Here is a 16,606-nt window from a genome sequence, read left to right as displayed (position 1 = left end):
TAGTATCTTGAAACGCATCCGTTCCGTTGTGCGCGGGGTCGGCTCCTACCTGCCCAAACGTAAGCTGACCAATCGGGATCTCGAGAAGATCGTGGACACCACGCACGACTGGATCGTGCAGCGCACGGGCATCGAGCAGCGCTATATCGCCGATGACAGCGAAACCACGTCGGTTCTCGGCATCAAGGCCGCCGAGGCGGCGCTCGCCGATGCAGGGCTCGACGCGCAGGATATCGACCTGATCGTCTGTGCGACCTCGACGCCGGATCATACCTTCCCGTCCACGGCGACGATGATCCAGAGCGGCCTTGGAATCACGCACGGCGCGGCTTTCGACCTGCAGGCGGTCTGCACCGGGTTCGTGTACGCCGTCGCCACCGCCGACAAGTTCCTGCAATCGGGCTCGCACAAGCGCGCCCTCGTGATCGGCGCCGAGACCTTCTCGCGCATCCTCGACTGGACCGACCGGACCACCTGCGTGCTCTTCGGAGACGGCGCCGGCGCGCTTGTGCTGGAAGCGCAGGAGGGGGAGGGGACGCCCACCGACCGCGGCGTCCTGACCTCGCATCTGCGCTCGGACGGCCGCTACCGCGACAAGCTGTATGTCGACGGAGGGCCGGGTTCCACGAAGACCACCGGCGTCCTGAAGATGGAGGGCCGGGAGGTGTTCAAGTTCGCCGTGGGCATGGTCGCCGACGTGGTGCAGGACGCGTTCAAGGCCAGCGGCACGACACCCGAGGAACTGAAATGGTTCGTCCCGCATCAGGCGAACAGGCGCATCATCAGCGCAAGCGCCGAGAAGCTCGGGATCGCGCCGGACAAAGTGGTGATCACCGTCGACCGGCACGGCAATACCTCGGCCGCCTCGATCCCGCTGGCCCTCGACGTGGCCCGCAAGGACGGACGGATCAAGGATGGAGACCTCGTCATGATCGAGGCGATCGGCGGCGGCTTTACGTGGGGCAGCGCGCTCATACGGTGGTAGGAATATAGACCATTCAGTCTATATGGGAATCCCTTGACGGCAAGTCTAAGGTTGACCATACGGAGCCATCTGCATAGCGTCTTAACTGATTGAAAGACCAAAGAACTCATTCTGGCTTGGGGAGCTCAATGGCTGGCAAAACTGTGACGAGAGCGGATCTGAGCGAGGCCGTCTACCAGAAGGTGGGCCTTTCGAGGACCGAATCGGCGGAACTGGTCGAGCGGGTCCTGGCGGAGATCTGCGACAGCCTGGCCGCGGGCGAAACCGTCAAGCTGTCCTCCTTCGGCTCCTTCGTCGTGCGCAGCAAGGGCGAGCGCGTCGGCCGCAATCCCAAGACCGGCGTCGAAGTTCCCATCGATCCGCGCCGGGTCATGGTGTTCAAGCCGTCCAACGTCCTTAAGGGCTACATCAACGGCGAAACCGTCGAGGGCGAGGACTGAGGCCCCGATGGCCGGCGGCGCCATGGACAAGAGCCCGGACGCGTTCCGCACCATCAGCGAGGTCGCTGAGGATCTCGACGTGCCGCAGCATGTGCTGCGCTTCTGGGAAACCCGCTTCAGCCACATCAAGCCCCTGAAGCGCGGCGGCGGCCGCCGTTACTACCGCCCCGACGACGTGGATCTCCTGAAGGGGATCCGTCATCTTCTTTACGGCGAAGGCTATACGATCAGGGGCGTGCAGCGCATCCTCAAGGCGGAGGGCGTCCGGTTCGTCCAGGCCGTGGGGCGGGGCGAGGAGAGCGTGTCCTCGTCCGGTCCCGGGCCAAGCGAGTCCGTCGGGAGCGACGCCGACGTCCTCGCCGAACCGTCCTACGGCGAATCCGAAGCCGTTTTGGCCGAAGCGGGCCTGCCTGAAGAATCGCTGCGCAGGCTGCAGGCCGCCCTCGAAGAGCTGATCGAGTGCGACCGGGTGCTCCGCTCCCTCAAAGCCCCTGCCGAGACGATTGCATCCGAATAGGATTTCGCATCTTTCCAGGCTGAAGCCGCTCCTTTGGAAAGACCGCGCAACGGCCCCGCGAAGGTTTTTGAGGTCGATCTGAAAACACCTGCAGGGAACCGCTTGACAGGGAACAGGGTGGCCCTTAAAGCACCCACACACCGCTTCGGCGGTCCAATGCGCGGGCGTAGCTCAGTCGGTTAGAGTGCCGGCCTGTCACGCCGGAGGTCGCGGGTTCGAGCCCCGTCGCCCGCGCCACTTTCCCCCTCCATGCCCTATCTTCAGGCTGCTCCAGGCAGCCCCCCGTCCCGGGGCGAGTGTGGGCGGTTCGATTGCCCCATGCGCACGAAGCGTGGCACTTTTTCGGACCTTGTGCATTTCCCAGTGAGTTCCCGGCTCTTATGCCACCTGCACGAGAGCCTGACGGGCGTGATGTAGGGTCGTGTCGATGGTCTCGAAGGTTTTCACCAGCTTCTCCAACTGGGTGGCGCAGGTCTCCGGGCGACCCGTCACCTTCGCACTCAGCCTCCTGATCATTCTCGTCTGGGCCCTGTCCGGCCCGCTCTTCGGGTTTTCGGATACGTGGCAGCTGGTGGTGAATACCGGCACCACGATCGTGACCTTCCTGATGGTGTTCCTGATTCAGAACACCCAGAACCGGGACGGAGCCGCGATTCAGGCCAAGCTCGACGAGCTGATCCGGGCCAGCGCTGCCCAGAACGTCTTCATCGGCATCGAGCACCTGACGCAAGAGGAGCTGGACGAGATTCGGGCCAAATGCGAGGCCAAGGCCAAGGCGGAAAGTGCCGCCAATCGAGCGGAGGAGAAGGCCAATCGCAGGGCCGCCCATGCGGCCGAGCAGGCAACATCTTAGTTTGGAATGGTTCTTTTTCGGGCGCCCCAAACACTTGTCACGGCAGGGGAACTCGGTTAAGCCTCCGGCCACAAACCGCCGTTTGTCGCAGGACCTTCCTTCGGGCCTTTCTGTGGCTTAAATGCGTGGCATGCCGCCGGCCGACCCGGCCGTGCTTCGTTTCTTCTGGGTGTCGTATGACGAATCTTCTCGCCGACTACCTGCCTCTCGTGATCTTCATCGGCGTGTCGCTCCTGATCGGAGTGGCGCTGCTCGTGGCGCCGTTCATCGTCGCCTACAGCAAGCCCGATTCGGAGAAGCTTTCCGCTTACGAGTGCGGGTTCAATGCCTTCGATGACGCGCGCATGAAATTCGACGTGCGCTTCTATCTGGTCGCTATTCTCTTCATCATTTTCGACCTGGAGGTAGCCTTCCTGTTCCCCTGGGCCATCGTGTTCGGGAACCTTGGCTGGTTCGGCTTTCTCTCGATGATGCTCTTCCTCGGCGTCCTGACCATCGGCTTCGTCTATGAGTGGAAGAAAGGGGCCCTGGAATGGGATTGATCTCCGACAACCAGTCCACCCTGGTGGCTCCCGCCCCCCGGGGAATCCTCGACCCGAACACCGGGAAGCCGGTGGGCGCGACCGACCCTTACTTCGTCTCCATCAACGACGAACTGGCCGACAAGGGATTTCTCGTCGCCTCGTCCGAGGAACTCATCAAGTGGGCGCGCACCGGTTCGCTCATGTGGATGACCTTCGGGTTGGCCTGCTGCGCGGTCGAGATGATGCAGATGTCGATGCCGCGTTACGACGTCGAGCGCTTCGGCTTCGCGCCGCGCGCCTCGCCGCGCCAGTCGGACGTGATGATCGTCGCCGGCACGCTTACCAACAAGATGGCGCCTGCGCTGCGCAAGGTCTACGACCAGATGCCCGAGCCGCGTTACGTCATCTCCATGGGCTCCTGCGCCAATGGCGGCGGCTACTATCACTATTCCTATTCGGTGGTTCGCGGCTGCGACCGCATCGTTCCGGTCGACATCTACGTGCCTGGCTGTCCCCCGACCGCGGAGGCGCTCCTCTACGGCGTGCTTCTTCTCCAGAAGAAGATCCGCCGTACCGGCACCATCGAGCGCTGAGCAAAGGTCATCTTCATGAGTGCTGAGCTCCAAGCCCTGAGCGACCACATCGCCTCGTCCCTCGGCGAGGCGATCGAGGATCGCGCGATCGCTTTCAACGAGTTGACGCTCGTCGCCCGTCTCGAGGAGATCGAGCGGGTCGTTACGTTCCTGCGGGACGACCCGCAGTGCCGTTTCGTCTGCTTCATCGATATCTGCGGCGCCGATTATCCGGCCCGCGAGAAGCGCTTCGACGTGGTCTATCACTTCCTGGCGCCCCACCATAACCGCCGCATCCGGGTGAAGGTGGAGACCGACGAGGTGACCCCGGTCCCCTCGATCATCGGGCTCTTCCCCGCCGCCAACTGGTTCGAGCGCGAGACCTACGATCTCTACGGCGTTCTGTTCTCGGGCCATCCGGACCTGCGCCGGCTGCTCACCGATTACGGCTTCGAGGGGCATCCGCTCCGCAAGGACTTCCCGCTCACCGGCTATGTCGAGGTTCGCTACGACGACGGCCTGGGGCGCGTGGTCTATGAGCCGGTGAAGCTGAGCCAGGAATTCCGCAACTTCGATTTCCTCTCTCCCTGGGAGGGCACGGACTACGTGCTGCCCGGCGACGAGAAGGCCAAGGCTTAGAAGCGGAAAGGGCGACCCATGGGCGAGCATAATATCCGCAACTTCACGATCAACTTCGGTCCCCAGCACCCGGCCGCGCACGGCGTGCTCCGCCTCGTGCTGGAGCTCGACGGCGAGCTGGTCGAGCGCGTGGACCCGCATATCGGCCTGCTCCACCGCGGCACCGAGAAGCTGATCGAGTACAAGACCTACGTTCAGGCCAATCCCTATTTCGACCGGCTCGACTACGTCGCGCCGATGAACCAGGAGCACGCCTTCTGCCTCGCGACGGAAAAGCTCCTCGGGATCGAGGTTCCGCGTCGCGCGCAGCTGATCCGCGTCCTGTTTTCCGAGATCGGCCGTCTGCTGTCGCACCTCCTCAACGTGACCACGCAGGCGATGGACGTCGGCGCGCTCACGCCGCCCCTCTGGGGCTTCGAGGAGCGCGAGAAGCTCATGATCTTCTACGAGCGCATCTCCGGTTCGCGCATGCACGCCAACTACTTCCGGCCGGGCGGCGTGAACATGGACATCCAGCCCGAGCTGATCGACGACATCGAGGCCTTCTGCGACCCGTTCCTGAAGGTGCTCGACGACCTCGACATCCTCGTCATGGGCAGCCGCATCTTCAAGCAGCGCAACGTGGATATCGGCACGATCACCCTCGACGATTGCTGGAAATGGGGCTTCTCCGGCGTGCTGGTGCGCAGCTGCGGCGTGGCCTGGGACCTGCGCAAGTCGCAGCCCTACGAGTGCTACGAGGAGATGGAGTTCGACATCCCGGTGGGTCTCAACGGCGACAATTACGACCGCCAGGTGATCCGCATGGAGGAGATGCGCCAGAGCGTGCGCATCATGCGTCAGTGCCTGGACAAGCTGCGCGCTCCGGACGGGCAGGGGCCGGTCAACACGCTCGACGGCAAGGTCGCCCCGCCCGCCCGCAAGGACATGAAGCGCTCCATGGAAGCGCTGATCCATCACTTCAAGCTCTACACGGAAGGCTTCCACGTCCCCGCCGGCGAGGTCTACGCGGCCGTGGAGGCTCCGAAGGGAGAGTTCGGCGTGTACCTGGTTTCGGACGGCACCAACAAGCCGTATCGCTGCCATGTGCGCGCGCCGGGCTTCGCCCACCTCCAGGGCATGGATTTCATGTGCCGCGGCCACATGCTGGCCGACGTCGCAGGCATTCTCGGTTCGATCGACATCGTGTTCGGTGAAGTGGACCGGTAAGAAACGATCCGGGCTCGGTTCCGGGCCCGGAACACGCTTTTTGAAGGCGTGATCGAAGAGTTCAAGTCGTGAATGGCCGGGCTCGCGCTCGGCCATGACGATGAGGAGATGAGTCAAAATGGCCGTTCGTAAGCTCGCGCCTGAAGAAATGCAGCCCGAGAGCTTCGTGCTCTCGTCCGAGACGGAAGCTTTCGCCCAGCAGCAGATCGCCAAGTATCCGCCCGGTCGTCAGGCCTCGGCGGTGATCGCGCTTCTCGGGAAGGCGCAGGAGCAGGCCGGTGGCTGGCTGCCCCGGAAAGCCATCGAGGCCGTCGCGGCGCGCCTCGACATGCCGATCATCCGTGTGATGGAGGTGGTGACCTTCTACACGATGTTCAACCTTGAGCCGGTCGGAAAATACTTCATCCAGTTCTGCGGCACCACGCCCTGCGTGCTGCGCGGCGCGGGCGACATCAAGAAGGTCCTCGAGAAGCGCATCGGCGACCAGAACCATGTCACCGCCGACGGCAATTTCTCCTGGCTCGAGGTCGAGTGCCTGGGCGCCTGCTGCAACGCCCCAATGGTGCAGATCAACGACGATTACTACGAGGACCTGACGACGGAGAACTTCGAGAAGCTGCTCGACGACCTCGCCGCCGGCCGGCCCGTCAAGACGGGCTCCCAGATCGGGCGCAAGTCCTCCGAGCCGTTCGAGGCTGTCAACACGCTGCAGGATCCTTCGCTGTACGACGGATCCCAGGTCGGCGCCTGGCGCAAGCGCTTCGAGGAGCAGGCCCAGCCCGCGGCGACCGGGGAAGCCGCTGCCGCTACGGCATCGCTGCCGCAGGACGCCAAGGCCGCGAAGCCCCCGGCGGGCCGCCCGATCGAGAGCGATGCGGCCGACACGCCGGCCAAGCGTGCGAAGGAAGGCGAGGCTCCCGTGAAGCCGGTCGACCAGAAGGAGGCCGCCGATCCGTCGAAGGCCACAAAGAGCGACGCGCACACGGAAAAGGGGGCTGAGCCGGCTCCTCAGAGCAGCAAGTCCTATGTGGCGTCGCCCGGCAAGGACGCCGTTCCGACAAGCCCCACGACGCCGAATGCCGGTACGCCTCCGGCCCGGTCCGAGGCGCGCCGCGACGGCAGCGAGAGCAAGCCGGGCGTGGTCGTCGACAAAGACAACAAGACGTCCTGAGGGGAGTGAGCTTAAGATGCTTCAGGATAAAGATCGCATTTTCACCAACCTCTACGGCTTCCATTCGCCGGGCCTCCAGGCTGCGAAGATGCGCGGCGCGTGGGACGGAACGAAGTTCCTTCTTGAGAAGGGCCGCGACTGGATCATCGACGAGATGAAGGCATCCGGCCTGCGGGGCCGCGGCGGCGCGGGCTTCCCCACGGGCCTGAAATGGTCGTTCATGCCCAAGCAGTCGGACGGGCGGCCGCATTACCTCGTCGTCAATGCCGACGAGTCGGAGCCCGGGACCTGCAAGGACCGCGAGATCATGCGGAACGACCCGCATCTTCTCATCGAGGGCTGCCTCATCGCCTCCTTCGCCATGGATGCGCACGCGGCCTACATCTATATCCGCGGCGAGTACGTGGCCGAGCGTCACGCGCTCCAGCGCGCGGTGAACGAGGCCTATGAGGCCGGTCTCATCGGCAAGGACAACGTCCACGGCTATCCCTTCGACCTCTACGTCCACCACGGCGCAGGCGCCTATATCTGCGGCGAGGAGACGGCTCTCATCGAAAGCCTGGAAGGCAAGAAGGGCATGCCCCGCCTGAAGCCGCCCTTCCCGGCCAATATGGGCCTCTACGGCTGCCCGACGACGGTGAACAACGTGGAGTCGATCGCGGTCGCGGGCACGATCCTGCGGCGCGGCGCATCCTGGTTCTCGAGCATCGGCCGGCCGAACAACGTCGGCACCAAGCTCTTCTGCGTGTCGGGCCACGTGAACAAGCCCTGCAACGTGGAAGAGGCCATGGGCCTGACGTTCCGGGAGCTGATCGACCGCCATTGCGGCGGGATCCGCGGCGGCTGGGACAACCTGCTCGGCGTCATTCCGGGCGGATCGTCCGTTCCGGTCGTTCCGGCCGAGCAGATCATCGACGTGCCGATGGATTTCGATACGCTGCGCAATCTGAAGTCCGGTCTCGGCACCGCGGCGGTGATCGTCATGGACAAGTCCACCGACATCGTGCGCGCCATTGCCCGGATCTCGTATTTCTACAAGCACGAGAGCTGCGGCCAGTGCACCCCGTGCCGCGAGGGCACCGGCTGGATGTGGCGCGTGCTCAACCGCATGGCCGAAGGCCGCGCCCAGAAGCGCGAAATCGACATGCTGCTCGAAGTCTCGACCCAGATCGAGGGCCATACCATCTGCGCGCTCGGCGACGCGGCGGCCTGGCCGGTCCAGGGTCTGATCCGGCACTTCCGTCACGAGATCGAGAAGCGGATCGACGACTACGCGGCGAACCCGCATTCAGAATCCGTCATGATCGCGGCGGAGTGAGAGTGAAGATGGCTAAAATCATCGTTGATGGCGTCGAGGTCGACGTCCCAGCCGAGTACACGCTGCTTCAGGCTGCCGAGGCGGCGGGAGCCGAGGTTCCGCGCTTCTGCTATCACGAACGGCTCTCGATCGCCGGCAATTGCCGCATGTGCCTCGTCGAGGTGAAGGGCGCGCCGAAGCCGGTCGCGTCCTGCGCCTGGGGCGTGCGCGACTGCCGCCCGGGCCCGAACGGCGAGCCGCCGGAAATCTCGACCAAGTCGCCGACCGTCAAGAAGGCGCGCGAGGGGGTGATGGAGTTCCTCCTGATCAACCACCCGCTCGATTGCCCGATCTGCGACCAGGGCGGACAATGCGACCTGCAGGACCAGGCCATGGCCTACGGCGTCGACACCAGCCGCTTCCATGAGAACAAGCGCGCGGTGACCGATAAGTATCTCGGCCCGCTCGTGCAGACCTCCATGAACCGCTGCATTCACTGCACCCGGTGCGTGCGCTTCACCGCCGAGGTGGCGGGCGTGCCCGACATGGGCGCCCTGTGGCGCGGCGAGGACATGGAGATCACGAGCTATCTCGAAAAGGCGCTCGGCTCCGAACTTCAGGCCAACATCGCGGATCTCTGCCCGGTGGGGGCTCTCACCCACAAGCCGGAATCCTTCCATTTCCGTCCATGGGAACTCACCAAGACCGATTCCGTCGACGTGATGGATGCGGTCGGCTCGTCGATCCGCGTGGATTCCCGCGGCCGCGAAGTCATGCGCATCCTGCCCCGCGTGAACGAGGCGGTGAACGAGGAGTGGATCTCCGACAAGACCCGTCAGGTCGTCGACGGCCTGCGGCTGCAGCGCCTCGACCGTCCCTTCGTGCGTGAGAACGGCCGCCTTCGCCCGGCTTCCTGGCAGGAGGCCTTCGCGACCATCGCGGCCCGGGTGAAGGGCACGCATGCGAAGAAGATCGGCGCCATCGTCGGTGACCTGGCCGCCGTCGAGGAGATGTTCGCCCTGAAGCTCCTCATGGAGAGCCTCGGCGTGACGAACGTCGATGCCCGCCAGGACGGCACGGTGCTGTCGCCGGCCCATGGCCGGGGCTCCTACCTGTTCAACACGACGATTCCCGGCATCGAGAATGCCGACGCGATCCTGATCGTGGGCTCTAATCCGCGTTTCGAGGCGTCGCTCGTCAACGTGCGCATCCGCAAGCGCTGGCGCGCCGGGCCTCCGCCGATCGCCCTGATCGGCGAGCATGCCGACCTGACCTATCCTTACGAGTATCTCGGCGCGGGTCCCGAGACCCTGGCCGAGCTGGCCTCCGGCCGCCACAGCTTCATCGAGAAGCTGCGCGGGGCCGAGCGTCCGCTGATCATCGTGGGGCAGGGGGCGCTGGCGCGTCCGGACGGCCTTTCCGTCCTCTCCGCCGTCGCGAAGCTCGCTCAGGACGTGGGCGCCGTGAAGGATGGCTGGAACGGCTTCTCGGTTCTGCACACGGCTGCCTCGCGCGTCGGCGCGCTCGATCTCGGCCTCGTGCCGGGCGAGGGGGGGCTGACCGCCCGGCAGATGGCCGAAGGCGGCGTGGACGTGCTGTTCAACCTCGGCGCGGACGAGATCGACATCGCCCCCGGCGCTTTCGTGATCTATCAGGGCACCCACGGCGATCGTGGCGCTCACCGGGCCGACGTGATACTGCCGGCCGCGACCTACACGGAAAAATCCGGCACCTACGTCAACACGGAAGGCCGGGTCCAGATGGCCAATCGCGCGGCCTTCGCGCCGGGCGAGGCTCGTGAGGACTGGGCGATCCTGCGCGCCCTGTCCGACGTGCTGGGCCATCGCCTGCCGTTCGACTCGCTGAACGTGCTGCGGGCCAAGCTCTATGTGGCTCATCCGCATATGGCGGCCATCGATACCGTCCGTCCGGCCGACGGCGCTGCCGCCATCGAGGCGCTTGCCGGACTGGGCGGCACCCCCGCCCGCGAGGCTTTCGCGAGCGCGGTGACGGACTTCTACCTGACGAACCCGATCGCCCGCGCGTCCGGCGTCATGGCCGAGTGCTCGGCGCTCGCCCGTGAACTGAAGCTCGAAGCGGCCGAGTAAGAGAGGAGAGAAAGAACCATGGAATTTGGAGATATCCTCCTCGCCGTCGCGATCATGCTGGGCAAGAGCGTGCTCATGCTGGTGGCGCTTCTCGTCTTCATCGCCTATGCGCTCTATGCCGACCGCAAGGTCTGGGCCGCGGTTCAGCTACGGCGCGGTCCGAACGTGGTCGGCCCCTGGGGTCTGCTCCAATCCTTCGCGGACCTTCTCAAGTTCGTGCTGAAGGAGCCGGTGATCCCGGCGCCCGCCAACAAGGGCATGTTCCTCCTGGCTCCGCTGGTGATGTGCACCCTCTCGCTCGCGGCCTGGGCGGTCATTCCGCTCAACGCGGGATGGGCGATCGCCGACATCAACGTGGGCATTCTCTACATCTTCGCGATCTCGTCGCTCGGCGTCTACGGCGTCATCATGGGCGGGTGGGCGTCGAACTCGAAGTACCCGTTCCTCGGCGCGCTCCGCTCGGCGGCCCAGATGGTGTCCTACGAGGTCTCCATCGGCTTCGTCATCGTGACCGTGCTGATGTGCGCCGGCACCCTGAACCTGTCGCAGATCGTCGAGTCGCAGAACACGCGCCTGGGCATCCTCGGCTGGTACTGGCTGCCGCTCTTCCCGATGTTCGTGGTGTTCTTCATCTCGGCCATGGCCGAGACCAACCGCCCGCCCTTCGACCTTCCCGAGGCCGAATCCGAGCTGGTGGCAGGCTACATGGTGGAATATTCCTCCACCCCGTACCTGCTGTTCATGCTCGGCGAATACGTGGCCATCATGACCATGTGCGCGCTCGGCACCATCCTGTTCCTCGGCGGCTGGCTGTCGCCGATCCCCTTCGCGCCCTTTACCTGGGTTCCGGGCGTGATCTGGTTCGTGCTCAAGGCGAGCTTCCTGTTCTTCCTCATCGCCATGGTAAAGGCCCTGGTGCCCCGCTACCGCTACGATCAGCTCATGCGCCTGGGCTGGAAGGTCTTCCTTCCGCTCTCGCTCGCCATGGTGGTTATCGTGGCGGCCGTGCTGATGATCACCGGCACTGCGCCGGGCATGCGCTAAGGAGACGACATGAAGATCGGTCAGTTCTTCAACGCCCTTCTTCTGAAGGAATTCGTGGCGGGCTTCATCCTGACGGCGAAGTACTTCGTCAAGCCGAAGGCCACGCTCAACTACCCCTTCGAGATGGGCCATCGCGGGCCTCGCTTCCGCGGCGAGCACGCGCTGCGCCGCTACCCCAACGGGGAAGAGCGCTGCATCGCCTGCAAGCTCTGCGAGGCGATCTGCCCCGCCCAGGCCATCACCATCGAGGCCGGTCCGCGCCGCAACGACGGCACCCGCCGGACGACGCGCTACGACATCGACATGGTGAAGTGCATCTATTGCGGCATGTGCCAGGAGGCCTGCCCGGTGGACGCCATCGTGGAGGGGCCCAATTTCGAGTTCTCCGTGGAAACCCGCGAGGAGCTTCTCTACGACAAGGCCAAGCTTCTCGCGAACGGGGAGCGCTGGGAGCGTGAAATCGCGAAGAACATCGCGAAGACCGCGCCTTATCGGTAAGCGCAGCATCGTCCGCGGCGTGGATCCCGGTCCACGGCGGACGACGCCTCGCAACAATCACGAGCCGATCCCGCGAAGCGGGCCGGCTCCGGAATTCCTGCCCGACAAAGGGCAGGGGGCATGCATGTCCGGCGGGTTGTTCCCTCCGGATTCGGAATTTATAGACAGGCCATCGGATTCCCGTCGGGAGTTCCTGGCCACGTCGGAAGGGGCCGCACTCGAGGCGGCTTGTGTTTGAGCATGACGGTTACCGCCGCCTTCTTCTATCTGTTCGCGACCATTACGATCGCTTCCGGTTTCATGGTGATCGCCTCCCGCAATCCCGTGCAGTCGGTGCTCTTCCTCATCCTGGCCTTCGTCAACGCGGCGGGCCTGTTCGTGATGATGGGGGCCGAGTTCCTCGCGATGATCCTGGTGATCGTCTACGTGGGGGCGGTCGCGGTGCTCTTCCTCTTCGTCGTCATGATGCTCGACGTGGATTTCGCGGCGCTCCGCCAGGGCTTCCTGCAATACCTGCCGTTCGGAGCGCTGATCGGCATCGTGCTCCTGATCGAGCTCATCTTCGTCGTGAGCGCCTATGTGATCGATCCGGGCCTGATCCGCGCCCCCGCGGTTCCGATCCCGGCCGCCGACGTGATGACCAACACCGAGGCGCTGGGGTATGTGCTCTACACCCGCTACTTCTATTTCTTCCAGACCGCCGGTCTGATCCTGCTCGTGGCCATGATCGGCGCCATCGTGCTCACGCTCCGCGAGCGTGTCGGCGTGCGCCGCCAGAACATCTCGATGCAGAACGCCCGGACTCAGGAAACGGCCGTCCAGGTTCGGAAGGTTCCCTTCCGCCAGGGTATCTAAGGAGACACGCGATGGTTATCGGACTGGGCCATTATCTCACCGTCGCCGCCGTGCTCTTCACGCTCGGCGTGTTCGGCATCTTCATCAATAGGAAGAACGTCATCGTCATCCTGATGTCCATCGAGCTGATCCTGCTCTCGGTGAACATCAACATGGTGGCCTTCTCGACCCACCTGAACGACATCGTCGGCCAGGTCTTCGCCCTGCTTATCCTGACGGTCGCGGCGGCCGAGGCGGCCATCGGCCTTGCCATTCTCGTGGTCTTCTTCCGCAACCGCGGCTCCATCGCGGTCGAAGACGTCAATATGATGAAGGGCTGAGCCCACACGGCAAAGTAGACGAACATGTATCACGCAATCGTTTTCCTGCCGCTCGTCGGCTTCCTCATCGCAGGCCTCTTCGGCCGCGTCATCGGCGCCCGGCCGTCCGAGATCATCACCACGGCGCTGCTCGCCGTGGCGGCGGTTCTCTCCTGGGTGTCCTTCATCCATGTGGGCTTCGGCGACGAGCCGATGATCCGTGTCCAGATCGGCCAGTGGATGTCGGTCGGCGACCTCCAGGTCGACTGGGCGTTCCGCATCGACACGCTCACCGCCATGATGCTGGTGGTGGTCAACACCGTGTCGGCGCTCGTGCACCTGTATTCCATCGGTTACATGCACGAGGATCCGCATCGTCCGCGCTTCTTCGCGTATCTGTCGCTCTTCACCTTCGCCATGCTCATGCTGGTGACGGCGGACAACCTCGTGCAGATGTTCTTCGGCTGGGAGGGCGTCGGCCTGGCGAGCTACCTGCTCATCGGCTTCTGGTACAAGAAGGACTCCGCGAACGCCGCCGCCATGAAGGCCTTCATCGTCAACCGCGTCGGCGATTTCGGCTTCCTGCTCGGCATCTTCACGGTGTTCGTGCTGTTCAACGGCGTCACGTTCGACTCCATCTTCCCGCGCGTGGCCGAGTTTGCCGAGGCCCGGTTCCACTTCCTCGGCATCGAGTGGCATGCCCTGACGATCGCCTGCCTGCTGCTCTTCATGGGCGCCATGGGCAAGTCGGCGCAGTTCCTGCTGCACACCTGGCTGCCGGACGCGATGGAAGGCCCGACCCCTGTCTCCGCGCTGATCCACGCCGCCACCATGGTGACCGCAGGCGTGTTCATGGTCGCGCGTCTGTCGCCGCTCTTCGAGTACGCTCCGAACGCCCTAACCGTGGTCACGGTCGTCGGCGGCATCACGGCCTTCTTCGCCGCGACGGTCGGCCTGGTGCAGAACGACATCAAGCGCGTGATCGCGTATTCGACCTGCTCGCAGCTTGGCTACATGTTCGTGGCGCTCGGCGTCGGCGCCTACAGCGCGGGTGTCTTCCACCTGTTCACGCACGCCTTCTTCAAGGCGCTCCTGTTCTTGGGCGCGGGCTCGGTCATCCATGCCATGCACCATGAGCAGGACATGCGGAACATGGGCGCGCTGCGCCGCTACATCCCGCTCACCACGGCCATGATGGCGATCGGCACGCTGGCGCTGACCGGCTTCCCGTTCACGGCCGGCTATTACTCCAAGGACGCGATCATCGAGGCGGCCTTCGCGTCCCACAGCTCGGCCGGCTCCTTCGCCTTCCTGGCGACCGTGGTCGCGGCCCTGATGACCTCGTTCTACTCCTGGCGCCTGTTCTTCATGACCTTCGAGGGCAATGCGCGCTGGGCCGACCCGCACCATCAGGTGCCTTCCGACCACGAGGGGGCCGAGCACGACCAGCGCGGCCACGACGTGGAGGCCGCCACCCGGGCCGATCACGACCATGGCCACCACGGGGTTCACATGCCTCATGAGAGCCCGCTCGTGATGCTGCTGCCGCTCATCGTGCTCGCCATCGGCGCGGTCGTTGCCGGCTTCGTGTTCCGCGACGCCTTCCTCGGCCACGGCTACCAGGAGTTCTGGAAGGGCGCTCTGTTCACCCGTCCCGACAACAACATTCTGGAAGAGATGCATCACGTCCCGGGCTGGGTTCCGTTCCTGCCCACCGTGATGATGATCGCCGGGTTCCTGCTCGCCGTGTACATGTACATCGTCGACACCAAGAAGCCCGTTCAGCTCGCGACGGATCATCCGATCCTGTACCGCTTCCTGCTCAACAAGTGGTATTTCGACGAGCTGTACGACGCCATCTTCGTGCGTCCCGCCATGGCCATCGGCCGCTTCTTCTGGCGGACCGGCGATCAGCGGATCATCGACGGGCTCGGCCCTGACGGCATCTCCGCCCGCGTGCTCGACGTGACGCGCGGCGCCGTGCGCCTCCAGTCCGGCTACGTCTATCACTACGCCTTCGCAATGCTGATCGGCGTTGCGGCTCTCGTGACCTTCTATCTCTTCAGGGGAGCCCACTAATGCTCGGCTTCGGCATCCTCTCCGGCCTTCTCATCCTGCCGCTGATCGGTGCGGCGTTCATCCTCACGCTTCGCGGCGACAGCGAAGCGGCGCGCTCCAACGCCCGTTGGGCCGCCCTCGCGACGACGTTGGCGACCTTCATCCTCTCGCTCGTCGCGTGGGGCCGGTTCGACACGGCGACGGCCAGCTTCCAGCTGGTCGAGAGCCATGTCTGGCTGACGGACACGATCCGCTTCAAGCTCGGCGTCGACGGCTTCTCCATTCCGCTGATCCTGCTCACCACGTTCCTGATGCCGTTCTGCATCCTGGCTTCGTGGGATTCCATCGGGCATAGGGTGAAGGAATATTACGTCGCGTTCCTCGTCCTCGAGACGACGATGATTGGCGTGTTCTGCGCACTCGACCTCGTCCTCTTCTACCTGTTCTTCGAGGCGGGCCTCATTCCGATGTTCCTCATCATCGGCATCTGGGGCGGCAAGCGGCGCATCTACGCGAGCTTCAAGTTCTTCCTCTATACGCTGCTCGGCTCGGTGCTGATGCTGCTCGCCATCATGGCCATGTACTGGCAGGCGGGGACCACGGACATCCCGACGCTGCTCGCGTTCAAGTTCCCCTACAATCTCCAGATCTGGCTGTGGCTCGCCTTCTTCGCGTCCTTCGCCGTGAAGATGCCCATGTGGCCGGTCCATACCTGGTTGCCCGACGCGCACGTGGAAGCGCCGACGGCGGGCTCGGTGATCCTGGCGGGCGTGCTCCTGAAGATGGGCGGATACGGCTTCATCCGTGTCTCGCTGCCCATGTTCCCGGATGCCTCCGTGTATTTCGCGCCGCTGGTCTTCGCGCTTTCGGTGATCGCGATCATCTACACCTCGCTCGTCGCCCTGATGCAGGAGGACATCAAGAAGCTCATCGCCTATTCCTCGGTGGCGCATATGGGCTTCGTGACCATGGGCCTGTTCAGCATGAACGAGCAGGGCATCCAGGGCGCCATGTTCACCATGATCTCCCACGGTCTGGTCTCCGGCGCGCTCTTCCTCTGCGTCGGCGTGATCTACGACCGGATGCACACCCGCGAGATCAAGGCCTATGGCGGCCTCGTGAACCGGATGCCCATGTATGCGGTGGTGTTCATGATCCTCACCATGGCCAACGTGGCGCTTCCCGGCACCTCGGGCTTCATCGGCGAGTTCCTGACCCTCATGGGCACGTTCCGGTCGAACACCTGGGTGGCCTTCTTCGCCACGACGGGCGTGATCCTCTCGGCAGCCTACGCGCTCTGGCTCTATCGCCGTGTGGTCTACGGAGAGCTCGACAAGCCCGCGCTCGAGACCATCACGGATCTGAACCGCCGCGAGATCATCACCTTCGCGCCGCTGGTGCTGCTGATCATCTATTACGGTGTGCAGCCCGGCCCGATCCTCGACACCTTCGCCGTGCCGACGGATGCGCTCATGCAGAGCGTCCAGGCAGCGCTCTCCACCGTCAAAACGGCGGCTCTCTCCGCACACTGAGGTCA

The 16,606-nt window shown here is 64.4% G+C and carries 17 protein-coding genes and 1 tRNA gene; all 18 read left to right on the top strand.

Features of this window, described 5'->3' with window-relative positions; all coding sequences use genetic code 11:
• The first annotated feature begins 7 nt into the window (after positions 1-7).
• The 18 genes from RE429_RS12940 (at position 8) to RE429_RS12855 (ending at position 16,601) form a co-directional block, all read left to right on the top strand.
• Positions 8-985, top strand: coding sequence for a beta-ketoacyl-ACP synthase III (locus tag RE429_RS12940; RefSeq protein ID WP_414471171.1), 978 nt, complete (start codon positions 8-10; stop codon positions 983-985).
• 128 nt (positions 986-1,113) lie between these two features.
• Positions 1,114-1,425: an integration host factor subunit alpha gene (locus RE429_RS12935; RefSeq protein ID WP_414471170.1), complete on the top strand. Its 312-nt coding sequence runs from the start codon at positions 1,114-1,116 to the stop codon at positions 1,423-1,425.
• Positions 1,426-1,447: 22 nt separating this feature from the next.
• Positions 1,448-1,942, top strand: a complete 495-nt coding sequence (locus RE429_RS12930) for a MerR family transcriptional regulator (protein WP_414474190.1) — start codon at positions 1,448-1,450, stop codon at positions 1,940-1,942.
• A 160-nt stretch (positions 1,943-2,102) separates the two neighbouring features.
• Positions 2,103-2,179 (top strand) — tRNA-Asp (locus RE429_RS12925).
• Between the two features lie 190 nt (positions 2,180-2,369).
• On the top strand, positions 2,370-2,795 hold the full coding sequence (locus RE429_RS12920) for a low affinity iron permease family protein (RefSeq protein WP_414471169.1): 426 nt from the start codon (positions 2,370-2,372) through the stop codon (positions 2,793-2,795).
• Positions 2,796-2,971: 176 nt separating this feature from the next.
• The gene (locus RE429_RS12915) at positions 2,972-3,337 is read left to right on the top strand and encodes an NADH-quinone oxidoreductase subunit A (RefSeq protein ID WP_370437226.1); all 366 of its coding nucleotides are present in this window, start codon (positions 2,972-2,974) and stop codon (positions 3,335-3,337) included.
• Positions 3,328-3,912, top strand: a complete 585-nt coding sequence (locus RE429_RS12910) for a NuoB/complex I 20 kDa subunit family protein (RefSeq protein WP_414471168.1) — start codon at positions 3,328-3,330, stop codon at positions 3,910-3,912. The genes RE429_RS12915 and RE429_RS12910 overlap by 10 nt, the downstream gene beginning before the upstream one ends.
• 15 nt (positions 3,913-3,927) lie before the next feature.
• A complete protein-coding gene (locus RE429_RS12905; protein ID WP_414471167.1) occupies positions 3,928-4,530 on the top strand; it encodes an NADH-quinone oxidoreductase subunit C in 603 nt (200 codons plus the stop codon).
• A gap of 18 nt (positions 4,531-4,548) precedes the next feature.
• Positions 4,549-5,739 carry an NADH-quinone oxidoreductase subunit D gene (locus RE429_RS12900; protein ID WP_414471166.1) on the top strand — a complete coding sequence of 397 codons (1,191 nt, stop codon included), beginning with the start codon at positions 4,549-4,551 and terminating at the stop codon, positions 5,737-5,739.
• A 118-nt stretch (positions 5,740-5,857) separates the two neighbouring features.
• On the top strand, positions 5,858-6,910 hold the full coding sequence (gene nuoE / locus RE429_RS12895; protein WP_414471165.1) for an NADH-quinone oxidoreductase subunit NuoE: 1,053 nt from the start codon (positions 5,858-5,860) through the stop codon (positions 6,908-6,910).
• Between the two features lie 16 nt (positions 6,911-6,926).
• The gene (gene nuoF, locus RE429_RS12890; RefSeq protein WP_414471164.1) at positions 6,927-8,228 is read left to right on the top strand and encodes an NADH-quinone oxidoreductase subunit NuoF; all 1,302 of its coding nucleotides are present in this window, start codon (positions 6,927-6,929) and stop codon (positions 8,226-8,228) included.
• Between the two features lie 8 nt (positions 8,229-8,236).
• A complete protein-coding gene (nuoG, locus tag RE429_RS12885; protein WP_414471163.1) occupies positions 8,237-10,315 on the top strand; it encodes an NADH-quinone oxidoreductase subunit NuoG in 2,079 nt (692 codons plus the stop codon).
• Positions 10,316-10,333: 18 nt separating this feature from the next.
• Positions 10,334-11,359 (top strand): NADH-quinone oxidoreductase subunit NuoH, encoded by a 1,026-nt coding sequence (nuoH, locus tag RE429_RS12880; RefSeq protein ID WP_414471162.1) that lies wholly within the window; start codon positions 10,334-10,336, stop codon positions 11,357-11,359.
• A 9-nt stretch (positions 11,360-11,368) separates the two neighbouring features.
• On the top strand, positions 11,369-11,857 hold the full coding sequence (gene nuoI, locus RE429_RS12875; RefSeq protein WP_370437234.1) for an NADH-quinone oxidoreductase subunit NuoI: 489 nt from the start codon (positions 11,369-11,371) through the stop codon (positions 11,855-11,857).
• 240 nt (positions 11,858-12,097) lie between these two features.
• Complete coding sequence (locus RE429_RS12870; protein WP_414471161.1) at positions 12,098-12,712, top strand: NADH-quinone oxidoreductase subunit J; 615 nt, start codon at positions 12,098-12,100, stop codon at positions 12,710-12,712.
• A gap of 11 nt (positions 12,713-12,723) precedes the next feature.
• Positions 12,724-13,032 (top strand): NADH-quinone oxidoreductase subunit NuoK, encoded by a 309-nt coding sequence (gene nuoK, locus RE429_RS12865; protein WP_047187180.1) that lies wholly within the window; start codon positions 12,724-12,726, stop codon positions 13,030-13,032.
• A 24-nt stretch (positions 13,033-13,056) separates the two neighbouring features.
• The gene (gene nuoL / locus RE429_RS12860) at positions 13,057-15,090 is read left to right on the top strand and encodes an NADH-quinone oxidoreductase subunit L (RefSeq protein WP_414471160.1); all 2,034 of its coding nucleotides are present in this window, start codon (positions 13,057-13,059) and stop codon (positions 15,088-15,090) included.
• On the top strand, positions 15,090-16,601 hold the full coding sequence (locus tag RE429_RS12855; RefSeq protein WP_414471159.1) for an NADH-quinone oxidoreductase subunit M: 1,512 nt from the start codon (positions 15,090-15,092) through the stop codon (positions 16,599-16,601). Before nuoL ends, RE429_RS12855 begins: the two co-directional genes overlap by 1 nt.
• Positions 16,602-16,606: the final 5 nt, after the last annotated feature.

This window comes from Microvirga sp. M2 (genome assembly GCF_047497095.1).
Taxonomy (GTDB): Bacteria; Pseudomonadota; Alphaproteobacteria; order Rhizobiales; family Beijerinckiaceae; genus Microvirga.
The sequence above is the reverse complement of the archived record's forward strand: the minus strand, read 5'-3'. Positions and strand labels throughout refer to the sequence as shown.

Excerpts from the sequence above, each read along its gene's own strand:
- nuoF (WP_414471164.1), top strand. The coding sequence starts at position 6,927 with ATGCTTCAGGATAAAGATCGCATTTTCACCAACCTCTACGGCTTCCAT.
- RE429_RS12920 (WP_414471169.1), top strand. The coding sequence starts at position 2,370 with ATGGTCTCGAAGGTTTTCACCAGCTTCTCCAACTGGGTGGCGCAGGTC.
- RE429_RS12900 (WP_414471166.1), top strand. The coding sequence starts at position 4,549 with ATGGGCGAGCATAATATCCGCAACTTCACGATCAACTTCGGTCCCCAG.
- RE429_RS12855 (WP_414471159.1), top strand. The coding sequence starts at position 15,090 with ATGCTCGGCTTCGGCATCCTCTCCGGCCTTCTCATCCTGCCGCTGATC.
- nuoK (WP_047187180.1), top strand. The coding sequence starts at position 12,724 with ATGGTTATCGGACTGGGCCATTATCTCACCGTCGCCGCCGTGCTCTTC.
- nuoG (WP_414471163.1), top strand. The coding sequence starts at position 8,237 with ATGGCTAAAATCATCGTTGATGGCGTCGAGGTCGACGTCCCAGCCGAG.
- RE429_RS12870 (WP_414471161.1), top strand. The coding sequence starts at position 12,098 with ATGACGGTTACCGCCGCCTTCTTCTATCTGTTCGCGACCATTACGATC.
- RE429_RS12910 (WP_414471168.1), top strand. The coding sequence starts at position 3,328 with ATGGGATTGATCTCCGACAACCAGTCCACCCTGGTGGCTCCCGCCCCC.
- RE429_RS12915 (WP_370437226.1), top strand. The coding sequence starts at position 2,972 with ATGACGAATCTTCTCGCCGACTACCTGCCTCTCGTGATCTTCATCGGC.
- nuoI (WP_370437234.1), top strand. The coding sequence starts at position 11,369 with ATGAAGATCGGTCAGTTCTTCAACGCCCTTCTTCTGAAGGAATTCGTG.
- RE429_RS12935 (WP_414471170.1), top strand. The coding sequence starts at position 1,114 with ATGGCTGGCAAAACTGTGACGAGAGCGGATCTGAGCGAGGCCGTCTAC.
- nuoL (WP_414471160.1), top strand. The coding sequence starts at position 13,057 with ATGTATCACGCAATCGTTTTCCTGCCGCTCGTCGGCTTCCTCATCGCA.
- RE429_RS12905 (WP_414471167.1), top strand. The coding sequence starts at position 3,928 with ATGAGTGCTGAGCTCCAAGCCCTGAGCGACCACATCGCCTCGTCCCTC.
- nuoE (WP_414471165.1), top strand. The coding sequence starts at position 5,858 with ATGGCCGTTCGTAAGCTCGCGCCTGAAGAAATGCAGCCCGAGAGCTTC.
- nuoH (WP_414471162.1), top strand. The coding sequence starts at position 10,334 with ATGGAATTTGGAGATATCCTCCTCGCCGTCGCGATCATGCTGGGCAAG.
- RE429_RS12930 (WP_414474190.1), top strand. The coding sequence starts at position 1,448 with ATGGACAAGAGCCCGGACGCGTTCCGCACCATCAGCGAGGTCGCTGAG.